This is a genomic window from Pseudonocardia sp. KRD291 (genome assembly GCF_019263595.1).
GTDB lineage: Bacteria > Actinomycetota > Actinomycetes > Mycobacteriales > Pseudonocardiaceae > Pseudonocardia.
In genome coordinates this window covers 1-11,755 of record NZ_JADQDD010000202.1, presented here as the reverse complement: position 1 = coordinate 11,755, position 11,755 = coordinate 1, and the positions used below count along the sequence as shown (strand labels likewise).

Sequence of the window (11,755 nt, the reverse complement as noted above, 5' to 3'; positions counted from 1 at the left end):
GACGAGGGCGCCGTTCGTTGTTGCGGTGGGAGGCTCAGCGCTTGTCGAGTGCCACGTAGTTGCGCTCGGCGGAGCCGGTGTAGAGCTGGCGGGGACGGCCGATCTTGTTCTGCGGGTCGTCCATCATCTCGCGCCAGTGCGCGATCCAGCCCGGGAGACGGCCGAGCGCGAACAGCACGGTGAACATCTTCACCGGGAAGCCCATCGCCCGGTAGATCACGCCGGTGTAGAAGTCGACGTTCGGGTAGAGCTTGCGCTCGACGAAGTAGTCGTCGGCGAGCGCCTTCTCCTCGAGCGTCATGGCGATGTCGAGCAGGGGGTCGTTCACCCCGAGCTTCTTCAGGATCGTCTCCGCCTGCTCCTTGACGATCTTCGCGCGCGGGTCGTAGTTCTTGTAGACCCGGTGCCCGAAGCCCATCAGGCGGGCGCCGTCCTCGCGGTTCTTCACACGGTTCACGAACGCCTCGACGTCACCGTTCTCGGTGTCGCGGATCCGGGTCAGCATCTCCAGCACGGCCTGGTTGGCGCCGCCGTGCAGCGGGCCGAACAGGGCGTTCACCCCGGCCGAGATGGAGGCGAACAGGTTGGCCTGGCTGGAGCCGACCAGCCGCACCGTCGAGGTGGAGCAGTTCTGCTCGTGGTCGGCGTGCAGGATCAGCAGCGTGTCCAGGGCCTTGGCCATGTCCGGGTCGAGCTCGTAGGGCTCGGCCGGGAACCCGAACGTCATCTGCAGGAAGTTCTCCACCAGCGACATCGAGTTGTCCGGGTAGAGGAACGGCTGCCCGACCGACTTCTTGTAGGCGTAGGCCGCGATCGTGAAGACCTTCGCCATCAGGCGGACGGTCGAGAGCTCGACGGCGTCCTCGTCGTGCGGGTCCAGGCTGTCCTGGTAGAACGTCGACAACGCGCTGACCGCGGACGAGAGCACCGGCATCGGGTGCGCGTCGCGCGGGAAGCCGTCGAAGAACCGCTTGAGGTCCTCGTGCAGCAGCGTGTGCCGGCTGATCCGGTTCGTGAACGAGTCGAGCTGCTGCTTGCTCGGCAGCTCCCCGTAGATCAGCAGGTAGCTGACCTCGAGGTAGGACGAGTTGCTCGCCAGCTCGTCGATCGGATAGCCGCGGTAGCGCAGGATGCCGGCGTCACCGTCGATGTAGGTGATGGCCGAGGAGCAGGCCGCGGTGCTGGTGAAACCGGGGTCGTAGGTCACCAGCCCCGTCTTGCCGAGCAGTTTGCTCACGTCGACGGCCTGTGCACCCTCGGTGGGGGTGTGCACGGTCGTCTCGAACTTGCCGCCGTCGTACTGGAGAACCGCGGAGTCGGCGGCCTTCTCGTCGGACATGTGGAGGTTCCCTCTCACAGCTGGGGATCGTCTGCTTCCCCGGACACGCTAGTCCGCCCGCGGCGATCCGCAGAACGCAGCGATCAGAGTCACCGGTTCCTCCGTCCGCCGCAGGCCCGTCCCGGCGCCGCCGTCCAGGTCAGGACCCGGGCCCCGGGGCGCGGTACCGCAGGAACTCCGGGAACCGGGCCACCACCACCAGCGCGACGACCACGACGGCCACCCCGCCGATCGTCGCGGTCGGGCCGGGCCCGATCGCCGCCGCGGACGGGCCGTGCCACAGGTCGGCCAGCCGCGGCCCGCCGGCCACGACGACCACGAAGACGCCCTGCATCCGCCCGCGCATCTCGTCGGTGGCCACGGTCTGCAGCATCGACGACCGGTACACCGAGCTCACCAGGTCCCCGGCCCCGGCCAGGGCCAGGGCGAACACCGCCAGCCACAGCGAACCGACCAGGCCGAAGACCGCCACCCCGAGCCCCCACACGCAGATCGCGGCGACGACGGCCGCGCCCTGGCGCTGCACCCGCTGCAGCCAGCCCGAGAACACCCCGCCGACCACCATCCCGATCGGGATCGCCGCGAACAGCAGGCCGAGCGCGAGGCCGCCGCCGGGCGGATCCCCGAACACCGTCTCGGACATCTCCGGGAACACCACCCGCGGCATCCCGAAGCCCATCGCCACGACGTCGATCAGGAACGACACCAGCAGCACCTTGTGCAGGCCGACGTAGCGGAAGCCGTCGAACACCGCGCGCAGCCCGACCGTGGACCGCGCTCCGGCCGCGTCGCGGGTCGCGGGCAGCGGCGGCAGCCGCCAGGTGGCCCACAGCGTGGCCAGCAGGAACACGGCGTCGACCAGGTAGAGCGTGGGCAGCCCGACGACCGGGATCAGGATCCCGGCCAGCAGCGGGCCCATCACGGCACCGAGCTGCACGACCGTCATGTTCAGCGCGTTCGCGGCCGGGAGCTGCTCGGCCGGCAGCAACCGCGGGATCACCGCGCTGCGGGTGGGCTGGTTCATCGCCAGCATCGCCGACTGGAACGCGAACAGGGTCAGAACCAGCCAGACGTTGCCGACCCCGGACGCCGAGACCACCCACAGCGCCAGCGACGTGACCGCGATGCCGGATCCGGTGCACAGCAGCATCACCCGCCGGTCGACCGCGTCCGCGATCGCGCCGCCCCACAGGCCGAACACCACGAGCGGGACCAGGCCGAACAGCCCGGTCAGCCCGACGTAGGCCGACGAGCCGGTCATCCCGTAGATCTGGGTCGGCACCGCGACGACCGAGAGCTGCGCCCCGACCACGGTGATCACGCCGGCCGACCAGAGCCGCCGGTAGGCGGGCGTGCGCAGCGGGGTGGTGTCGGCGAACGCGACCCGGATGGCCCCGGTCAGCCGGGACGTGGCGCCGCCGGGGACCGGCTGGGTGGGACCGTTCGGGTCAGAGCTGCTCACACCGACCACAGTTACACGACGCAAGTCCGCAGCTCACACAGGTTCCCACCCCGGGCCCCGTGAACGCCCGAATCGTCACGCTCAGGGGGCCAGGCGGCGGATCTGCCAGGTCTCGTCGCGGGTCTGGTCGAAGCGGAGGCGGTCGTGCATCCGGTCGGAGCGTCCCTGCCAGAACTCGACCTGCCACGGCACGATCCGCCAGCCGCCCCAGTGCGGAGGCCGCGGGATCTCCTCGACGCCGTCGAACCGCTGCGTCACGGTCCGCAACGCGTCGTCGAGCACGGGGCGCCGGGCGACGACGGTCGACTGGGCCGAGGCCCATGCCCCCAGCTGCGACCCCCGAGGGCGTCCCGCCCAGTAGGCGTCGGACTCCGCGTCGGTGCAGCGCTCCACCCGTCCCACCAGCTGGACCTGGCGCTGCATGGCGAACCAGGGGAACGTCACCGACGCGACCCGGGTCAGGTTCAGGTCACGGCTCTTGTGCGAGGTGTAGTTGGTGTAGAGGACGACGCCACGCTCGTCGAGGCCCTTGCACAGCACCGTGCGCGAGGACGGGACGCCGTGCTCGTCCGCGGTCGCCAGCACCATCGCGTTGGGTTCCGGGACGCCGGCCTCGCGGGCGGCGTCCATCCAGGCCGCCAGCTGCTCGTGCCAGGTCCCCGCCAGGTCGTCGACGTCGAAGGGGCGGCTCTCGTAGTCGATCCGCATCCGGGGCAGTGAGCGATCCAGCGTGCTGTCCGACATCGACGTCTCCTCACGGGTAACGACTGCGACGGTAGGTGCCCACAGCCGCGCGTGCACCCCGCTGATCGGGCATCACAACACCGGATCGGGTGCCGCCCGGGTCGCTCGTGACGGACGACACGGCCTGCCGCGTTGCTCCCCGGTGCCGCCGGGAGGAGGGTGGCGCTGGTCCCGGATCCGTGCACAGCGGACGTCCGGGACACCGGCACCGGAGTCGGCCGCGCATTCGCGTCCCACCGGTCGCCCGTCCGCGGAGGACCCCAGCCGAAGGAGACCCGGTGTCCGCAGAAGCCTCGACCGCACCGACCGAGGTACCCCCGCCGCCGCCCGGCTTCAAGTCGGGCCTCGAGGGCCACGTCGCGTTCCGCACCGAGATCGCCGAGCCGGACAAGGACGGCGGCGCGCTGCGCTACCGCGGCGTCGACATCGAGGACCTGGCCGGGAAGGTCACGTTCGGCAATGTCTGGGCGCTGCTCGTCGACGGCCGGTTCGGCCACGGCCTGCCGCCCGCAGAGCCGTTCCCGCTGCCGGTGCACACCGGTGACGTCCGCGTCGACGTGCAGGCCGCGCTGGCCATGCTCGCCCCGTACTGGGGCTACCGCCCGCTGCTCGACATCGAGCCCGGCGAGGCCCGCGAGCAGCTGGCGCGCGCCTCGGTGATGGCGCTGTCCTACGTCGCGCAGTCCGCGCGCGGGATCGGCGTCCCGGCCGTGCCGCAGTCCCGGATCGACGAGTGCCAGACGATCACCGAGCGCTTCATGACGCGCTGGCGCGGCGAGCCCGACCCGGCACACGTCAGAGCCGTCGACGCCTACTGGGTCTCGGCCGCCGAGCACGGCATGAACGCCTCCACCTTCACCGCGCGGGTGATCGCCTCCACCGGGGCCGACGTCGCGGCGTCGCTGTCCGGCGCGATCGGGGCGATGTCCGGCCCGCTGCACGGCGGCGCGCCGGCCCGGGTGCTGCCGATGATCGACGAGGTCGAGCGCACCGGGGACGCGGACTCGCTGGTCCGCGGCATCCTGGACCGCAAGGAGAAGCTGATGGGCTTCGGGCACCGGGTCTACCGGGCCGAGGACCCGCGGGCCCGCGTGCTGCGCCGCACCTGCCAGGAGCTCGACGCGCCGCGCTTCGAGGTGGCCGCCGCGCTGGAGAAGGCCGCGCTGTCGATCCTGCGCGAGCGCCGCCCGGACCACCCGATCGAGACCAACGTCGAGTTCTGGGCCGCGGTGATCCTGGACTTCGCGCAGGTCCCGCCGCACATGATGCCGGCGATGTTCACCAGCGCCCGGACCGCGGGCTGGTCGGCGCACATCATGGAGCAGAAGCGGGAGAACAAGCTGGTCCGCCCGTCCGCGCAGTACATCGGGCCGGGCCCGCGCGCCCCGCAGGACGTCGAGGGATGGGACCTGGTCGGCAGCTAGCCCTGCCGCGCGGAGCCCCTCCGGCACACCTGGCGGAGGGGCTCCCGCGCGTCCTCAGGACCCGTAGTTCCAGTGCGGCGGTTCCACCCCCGCGACCGGCGCCGGGGCGGAGATCAGGTACGGGTTGCGCAGCGACCCGAGCACGAGCGTCCGGCGCTGCGGGCCGGCGAAGGCCAGCGACGACACCTGCCCCAGCGGGGAGAACCCGCCGCGCCCGCCGATGTGGGCGGCCCGCATCGTGCCCGACAGCCATGCCTCCTCCACGCCCTCGACGTGGCCGCGGTCGGCGGTGTTGAGCCAGGTCTCCTTCGTGCCGTCCGGGTGCACCCGGATCACCCGGTTCGACACGACGCACGCCTCCCAGACGCCGCCCTCGACGTCGAGCGCGAGGCCGTCCGGGAACTCGCCGGCCCCGAACTCGGCCAGCACCTCCTTGGGCCCGGGCTCGCCGGACTCCGAGAGCGGGAAGCGGGACAGCCTCTTGGTGAACGTCTCGTTCACGTAGAGCCAGCGGCCGTCCGGGGACGGCAGGCACTCGTTGGTGTAGCCCAGCCCGTCGGCGACGATCCGCGGGCCGCGGCCGTCGTCGAACACCACGAAGCCACTGGCCGCGTCCGCGGTGAAGTCGGCGTCGCGCGGGTGCTTCGTGGTGGACACGGTGACCCACAGGCGGCCCTGGTGATCACGGGTGACGTGGTTGGTCGGCGGCAGCGCGACGCCGTCCACCTCGCGCAGCTCCGGGGTCAGCTGCCCGTCGCGCCGCAACCGGAACACCCCGCCCTCGCCCTCCCCCTGGCCGAGATGGGCGAGCAGGAACGACCCGTCGGCCTCCAGCGCGATCCCGTTCGGGTGCACCGGCCCGGGCAGGTCCGCGGTCCTGCCGAGGTAACGGGAGTGGCTGCGGTCCGGGTGCAGGTGGCTGACGCCGCCGTCGGCGTTGCTGGTGTAGATGTCCCCGGCCGCCGTGGCCAGCACGGACTCGGGGCGGTTGAGGTCCTGGCCGATCGTCGTCAGGTCCTCGACGGTCACCGTCACGGTCGCTCCTTCGCGGGTCGTTGGCGGTTCGATCACCTAGAGGTACCCGGTGCGGTCGGTCGCGTCTACGCCCCCGGTATCCCGGCCTGCGCGGCGAGCTCCCGCGCGTAGCCCTCGGTGCGCATCCGCCGGTCCACGTAGATGAGCCCGACCGCCCCGACACCGAACGGCAGCGCCACGCTCGAGACGAGCCAGGTGCCGATCCCGAGGATCATGAAGTAGGCGCTGAACGCCGACGCGGACGGCGCCCGTCCTGGCGACGCCGAGATCGACGACATCATCGTGCCGGTACCGAGCAGGCTGGTCGGAATGCCGATCAGCGCGCCCATCGCGGCCGCCGCGGCGACTGCGGTGAGGAGCAGGATCCCGAAGCAGCGCCACCACGCACCGCGCACCAGAGCCCGCGAGCGGGTCAGAGCCGCACCCACCCCGGCCCGCTCCACGACCAGGGCCGGGGGCGCGAGCATCAACGTCACCGAGATCCAGATCCAGGCGACGTAGGCGGCCAGCCCGACCAGGACGGCGATCAGGATCGAGGCCCCGGAGCCGTCGCCGACGACGCCGATCACGACGGCCAGCCCGATCCCGACGCCGACGACGACCAGCCCGATCAGGGCGGTCACCACCTGCAGACCCAGCAACGCCGGTGCTCGGCGCAGGCCCTCACGCAGCGCCTGCCCGAACGGCACCGCCCGACCCAGAACCGCCGGGACCAGCACCGAGTACAGCATCGAGAGCACCAGCGGGAAGACCACGAGGCCGAGCACCAGACCCACCGCGCCGAAGAGGAGGACGTCGGTCAGGAACGCCGGCCCGGTTACCTCTACCGGGTCGCCGCCGCCGGCAACGTCGAGCGTCGAGACGAGCCGGAACTGCAGCAGCACCTGCACCGCCGTCAGCACGAGCATCGCCACCGCCGACGGGACGAGGATGACCAGCCAGTGCGAGCGGATGTAGCGCAGGGCTCCGGTCAGCATGTCGGGCCCGCTGAGCGGGGCGAGCGCCACGATGCCCGGACGCGGCGCCTGCCACGGGGGCACGTGGCCGGGCGGTTGTCCCCAGCCGGGCTGTTGTCCCCAGCCTGCCTGTGGATGACCGCCCGCCTGTGGACAGCCGCCCTGCGGCGGCCCGGAACGGTCTTCCGGTCGGTCGGGTGTGTCGGTCATGTCGGCCCCCCGGCTGCTCCGTTGTGATCGGCATCCTGGCAGTCCGTGCGCGGGCTGCGGGACACATTCGGCCAACGGAACGGGGACCCGGGAGACCTCCCGAGACTCAGACCGGGGCGGACGCGGGCGCAGGGGCCGGGGACCGGCGGATCGCGATCGAGAGCACGGCGGCCACCACGCACAGCACCGCACCGCCGAACCACGCGGCGTCGTAGCTGCCCAACGCGTCCCGGACGAGGCCCGCGACCAGGGCCGCGAACGCCGCGCCGAGCTGGTGCGAGGCGAAGATCCAGCCGAACACCATCGGCGCCGACGGCCCGAACGCGGCCCGGCACAGGGCCAGCGTCGGCGGGACCGTCGCCACCCAGTCCAGCCCGTAGAAGATCACGAAGGCGAACATGCTGGCGTTGATGTCCGAGCCGAACAGCGGCGGCAGCAGGGCCAGCGAGACCGCGCGCAGCCCGTAGTAGACGGCGAGCAGCACCCGCGGGTCGTAGCGGTCGGTCAGCCAGCCCGACGCGACCGTCCCGACCAGGTCGAAGATCCCGACGACGGCGAGCAGGCCCGCGGCCGTCGTGGCCGGCATGCCGTGGTCGTGCGCGGCCGGGACGAAGTGCGACTGGACCAGCCCGGCCGTCGTCGCGCCGCAGATGAAGAAGCCGCCGACGAGCAGCCAGAACGTGCGCACCCGGACCGCGGTGCCGAGTGCCGTGACCGCCATCGCCGCGACCCCGCTGCGGGCCGGAGCGGTACTGCTGCGCTCCAGCGCGGCGGGAACCACGTCCTCGGCGGTCCCTCCGTACGGCAGCACCCCCGCATCCGACGGGCGGTCGCGCAGCATCAGCAGCACCACCGGCACGACGACCAGTGCCCCGGCGGAGACGGTCAGCGCGGCCGGGCGCCAGCCGTCGGTCGTCACGATCGCGGCGATCAGCGGAAGGAAGATCAGCTGGCCGGTCGCGGTGGCCGCGGTGAGGATCCCGGAGACCAGCCCGCGCCGGGTCACGAACCAGCGCCCGACGACGGTGGCCACCAGCGCCATCGCCATCGACCCGGTACCCAGGCCGACGACCACGCCCCACAACAGCACCAGCTGCCACACCGACGTCATGAACACGGTCAGGCCGCTGCCGATCGCGACCATGACGAGCGCGCCGCTGACCACCCGGCGCACCCCGAACCGCTCCATCAGGGCGGCCGCGAACGGCGCGGTGAGCCCGAACAGGGCCAGGTTGACCGACAGCGCGAACGAGATCGCCCCGATCGACCAGCCGAACTCGGCGTGCAGCGGCTCGACCATCACCCCGGGCGTGGACCGGAACCCGGCGGCGCCGAGCAGCGCGAGGAACGTCGCACCGGCCGCCCACCACGCCGGGTGGATGCGCCGTCGACGGGCGGGCACGTCGGCGGGTGCGGGATCACGGAGGTCGCTCACCGGGCTCACTGTTCCCGGCGCCGTCACCGCGCGGAAGTGGCCGGACGGCCGATATGTGTCAAGATTCGGCCATGGCGGAGGACAGGACGCGGGCGCACCGGGTCGCGGTGCTGGCCGGGCCCGAGGTGATCGCGTTCGAGCTGGCCATGCCGGGCCGGATCCTGGGCGGCGCGCTGGACGACGCCGGGCGCCCGCTCTACGACGTCCGGGTGGCCTCGCTCGACGGCGGCCCGGTCCGGACCTCCGACGGCTGGTCGGTGGCGCCCGAGTACGGCGCGGAGGCGTTCGCCGACGCCGAGACCCTCATCGTGCCCGCGTCCCGCGGCACGGCGACGGTCCGCGACGGCGTGCCGGACCCGGCGGTGTCGTCCTTGTTGCGGCGGGCGAGCGGGCGGGCACGGGTGGTGTCGATCTGCACCGGCGCGTTCGCCCTCGCCGCGGCCGGGCTGCTCGACGGCCGCCCGGCGACCACGCACTGGCAGTTCACGCACCGCTTCCGCCGGCTGTTTCCGCAGGTCCGGCTGAACCCGGACGTCCTGTTCGTGGACGACGGCGACGTCCTCACCTCGGCCGGCACCGCCGCGGGCATCGACCTGTGCCTGCATCTGCTCCGGCGCGACCACGGCGCCGAGGTGGCCGCGTCGGTGGCCCGGCGCAACGTCGTCGCGCCGTGGCGGGAGGGCGGGCAGTCCCAGTTCGTGGAGCGCCCGGTCCCGCACGAGGAGGGCCCGGGCACCGCCGCGGCGCGCGCCTGGGCGTTGCAGAACCTGGACCGGCCGCTGGCCCTGGCCGACCTGGCCGGGCGGGCGTCGATGAGCGAGCGCACGTTCACCCGCCGGTTCCGCGCCGAGACCGGGCTCAGCCCGGCCCGCTGGCTCGCCGCGCGGCGGGTGGAGCTGGCCCGGCGGCTGCTGGAGAGCACCGACCTGCCGGTGGACCGGCTCGCCGCCCGCGCGGGGTTCGGCAGCGCGGCGGCGATGCGGATGCACCTGAGCACCGAGATCGGGATGTCGCCGCTGGCCTACCGGCGCGCGCACCGGGCCCCGCCGGACGGCTGAGCGCGGTTGTGGCACCGCGCACCGTGCGGGTGGCAGCGCGGATGCGGGCTGCAACACTGGAGGCCGTGACCTCGATCCCCACCGATCTGAAGATCCCCGCCGATCTCCTGCCGTCGGACGGCCGCTTCGGCTGCGGACCCTCCAAGGTCCGCCCCGAGCAGCTGGCCGCCCTGGCCGCGTCCGGCACGTCGCTGCTGGGCACCTCGCACCGGCAGAAGCCCGTGAAGTCGCTGGTCGGACGTGTCCGCTCCGGTCTGTCCGAGCTGTTCTCGCTGCCCGATGGCTACCAGGTGGTGCTGGGCAACGGCGGGTCGACGGCGTTCTGGGACGCCGCCGCGTTCGGTCTCGTCCGCGAGCGCTCGCTGCACCTGACCTACGGCGAGTTCTCCGCCAAGTTCGCCGACTCCACCAGGGGTGCGCCGTTCCTGGCCGACCCGGTCGTCGTCTCCGCGGAGCCGGGCAGCGCGCCCGCGCCGACCACGGACCCGTCGGCCGACCTCCTCGCCTGGGCGCACAACGAGACCTCGACCGGCGTCTCGGTACCGGTCGTCCGCCCCGAGGGCGCGACCGCGGACCAGCTCGTCACGATCGACGCGACGTCCGGCGCGGGCGGCCTCCCGGTCGACCTGAACCAGGCCGACGTCTACTACTTCGCCCCGCAGAAGGGCTTCGCCTCCGACGGCGGCCTGTGGATCGCGTTGATGAGCCCGGCCGCGCTGGAACGCGTCGCCGAGCTCGGGGCGTCGGACCGCTGGATCCCGCCGTTCCTGTCGCTGACCACCGCGGTGGACAACTCCGGCAAGGACCAGACCTACAACACCCCGGCGCTGGCCACCCTGTTCCTGCTCGCCGAGCAGATCGACTGGATGAACGGCCTGGGCGGGCTCGACGGCTGCGTGGCACGCACCCGCGACTCGTCGGACCGGCTCTACGGCTGGGCCGACAAGAGCTCGTTCGCCACCCCCTTCGTGACGGAGCCGGTGCACCGCAGCCAGGTCGTCGGGACGATCGACTTCGACGACGCGGTGGACGCCGCGGCGATCGCGAAGGTGCTGCGGGCGAACGGCGTCGTGGACACCGAGCCGTACCGCAAGCTGGGCCGCAACCAGCTGCGGGTCGGGATGTTCCCGGCCGTCGAGCCGGACGACGTCTCGGCGCTGATCGCCTGCATCGACTGGGTGGTCGAGCAGCAGGGCTAGTCCGTTCGCGCCACACGGCCGGGTCATCCTTGCGGAGGCCCGGCCGTTGTGTGCGCGGGGGAACCCCTGGTCAACCCGCTGTAGTCACAGCAGTCACATGAACCCCAACTGCCCCAGATCTGACGCGACGTGCAATTCTGCGTACGTTCCGTGAGAACCGCGGCATTCTGGCGAATCGGTGACCGTCGTCGACCTGGGAAATCCCGCGTCGGCGCGCCTCACCGGATGCCGGGCTCCGGACAACTACCGTCACCCGGACGGGGACGAAGCGGGGAGGGCAGATCGATGCGCGCGTTGCGGGTCGTCGGGGTGGCCGAGGACGGTGCCGTCGTCCTCGAGGACCCGGGCCGGCGCGAGCGCTACACCGTGCCGGCCGACGAGCAGCTGCGCGCTGCCGCCCGGGGTGACGTGACCCGGCTCGGCCAGATCGCGATCGAGTTGGAGAGCCAGTTGCGCCCACGGGAGATCCAGGCACGTATCCGCGGCGGCGCGTCGGTCGAGCAGGTCGCCGCCGCCGCCGGGGTGCCGGTCCAGAAGATCGAACGATTCGCCTATCCGGTGCTGCTCGAACGCTCCCGCACCGCGGAGCTCGCCCAGGGCGCTCACCCGCAGCGCACCGACGGGCCCGACGTGCGGACGCTCGGCGAGACCGTCGCGCACACGTTCGGCCTGCGCGGTCAGGACTACACCGAGGCCGGCTGGGACTCCTGGAAGGGCGAGGACGGCAAGTGGGTCGTCGCGCTGTCCTGGCAGGCCGGCCGCTCGGACAACGCCGCGCACTGGGCGTTCCAGCCCGGCGCGCACGGCGGGACCGTCGTCGCGCTGGACGAGCACGCCAGCGACCTGGTCGAGGGCCTGCCGGCCCGCCCGTTGCGCCCGCTCGGCCCGGTGAT

10 protein-coding genes are annotated in these 11,755 nt (G+C 72.7%); 4 read left to right on the top strand and 6 right to left on the bottom strand.

All coding sequences use genetic code 11. The features are described 5' to 3' along the window. Positions 1–34: 34 nt before the first annotated feature. From I4I78_RS23160 to pdxH, 3 genes are all read right to left on the bottom strand, one after another. Entirely contained in the window at positions 35–1,339 is a 1,305-nt protein-coding gene (locus tag I4I78_RS23160) for a citrate synthase (protein WP_218613580.1), read from the bottom strand. A 139-nt stretch (positions 1,340–1,478) separates the two neighbouring features. Then, complete coding sequence (locus I4I78_RS23155) at positions 1,479–2,801, bottom strand: MFS transporter (protein ID WP_374225898.1); 1,323 nt, start codon at positions 2,799–2,801, stop codon at positions 1,479–1,481. Positions 2,802–2,882: 81 nt separating this feature from the next. Beyond that, positions 2,883–3,545, bottom strand: coding sequence for a pyridoxamine 5'-phosphate oxidase (pdxH, locus tag I4I78_RS23150; RefSeq protein WP_218613579.1), 663 nt, complete (start codon positions 3,543–3,545; stop codon positions 2,883–2,885). A gap of 278 nt (positions 3,546–3,823) precedes the next feature. Here pdxH and I4I78_RS23145 point away from each other — a divergent pair, with 278 nt between their 5' ends. Continuing rightward, complete coding sequence (locus I4I78_RS23145) at positions 3,824–4,969, top strand: citrate synthase 2 (RefSeq protein ID WP_218613578.1); 1,146 nt, start codon at positions 3,824–3,826, stop codon at positions 4,967–4,969. A 54-nt stretch (positions 4,970–5,023) separates the two neighbouring features. Here the strand turns inward: I4I78_RS23145 and I4I78_RS23140 are convergent, their stop codons facing one another. From I4I78_RS23140 to I4I78_RS23130, 3 genes are all read right to left on the bottom strand, one after another. Beyond that, positions 5,024–6,004 carry an SMP-30/gluconolactonase/LRE family protein gene (locus tag I4I78_RS23140; RefSeq protein WP_218613577.1) on the bottom strand — a complete coding sequence of 327 codons (981 nt, stop codon included), beginning with the start codon at positions 6,002–6,004 and terminating at the stop codon, positions 5,024–5,026. A 65-nt stretch (positions 6,005–6,069) separates the two neighbouring features. Further along, positions 6,070–7,044 (bottom strand): hypothetical protein, encoded by a 975-nt coding sequence (locus I4I78_RS23135; protein ID WP_218613576.1) that lies wholly within the window; start codon positions 7,042–7,044, stop codon positions 6,070–6,072. Between the two features lie 232 nt (positions 7,045–7,276). Then, positions 7,277–8,605 (bottom strand): MFS transporter, encoded by a 1,329-nt coding sequence (locus I4I78_RS23130; RefSeq protein ID WP_308252301.1) that lies wholly within the window; start codon positions 8,603–8,605, stop codon positions 7,277–7,279. 71 nt (positions 8,606–8,676) lie between these two features. On the opposite strand from I4I78_RS23130, the gene I4I78_RS23125 reads away from it, so the two are divergent. The 3 genes from I4I78_RS23125 to sepH all read left to right on the top strand — a co-directional run. Further along, the gene (locus I4I78_RS23125; protein ID WP_226380276.1) at positions 8,677–9,663 is read left to right on the top strand and encodes a GlxA family transcriptional regulator; all 987 of its coding nucleotides are present in this window, start codon (positions 8,677–8,679) and stop codon (positions 9,661–9,663) included. A 41-nt stretch (positions 9,664–9,704) separates the two neighbouring features. Beyond that, entirely contained in the window at positions 9,705–10,862 is a 1,158-nt protein-coding gene (gene serC, locus I4I78_RS23120; protein ID WP_218613574.1) for a phosphoserine transaminase, read from the top strand. A gap of 285 nt (positions 10,863–11,147) precedes the next feature. After that, a partial coding sequence (sepH, locus tag I4I78_RS23115) for a septation protein SepH (protein ID WP_218613573.1) occupies positions 11,148–11,755 on the top strand: 608 nt, incomplete at its 3' end.

What these genes read in the sequence shown, in the direction of transcription:
- serC (WP_218613574.1), top strand. Translation starts at nt 9,705, where the DNA reads ATGCGGGCTGCAACACTGGAGGCCGTGACCTCGATCCCCACCGATCTG.
- I4I78_RS23160 (WP_218613580.1), bottom strand. Translation starts at nt 1,339, where the DNA reads ATGTCCGACGAGAAGGCCGCCGACTCCGCGGTTCTCCAGTACGACGGC.
- pdxH (WP_218613579.1), bottom strand. Translation starts at nt 3,545, where the DNA reads ATGTCGGACAGCACGCTGGATCGCTCACTGCCCCGGATGCGGATCGAC.
- I4I78_RS23125 (WP_226380276.1), top strand. Translation starts at nt 8,677, where the DNA reads ATGGCGGAGGACAGGACGCGGGCGCACCGGGTCGCGGTGCTGGCCGGG.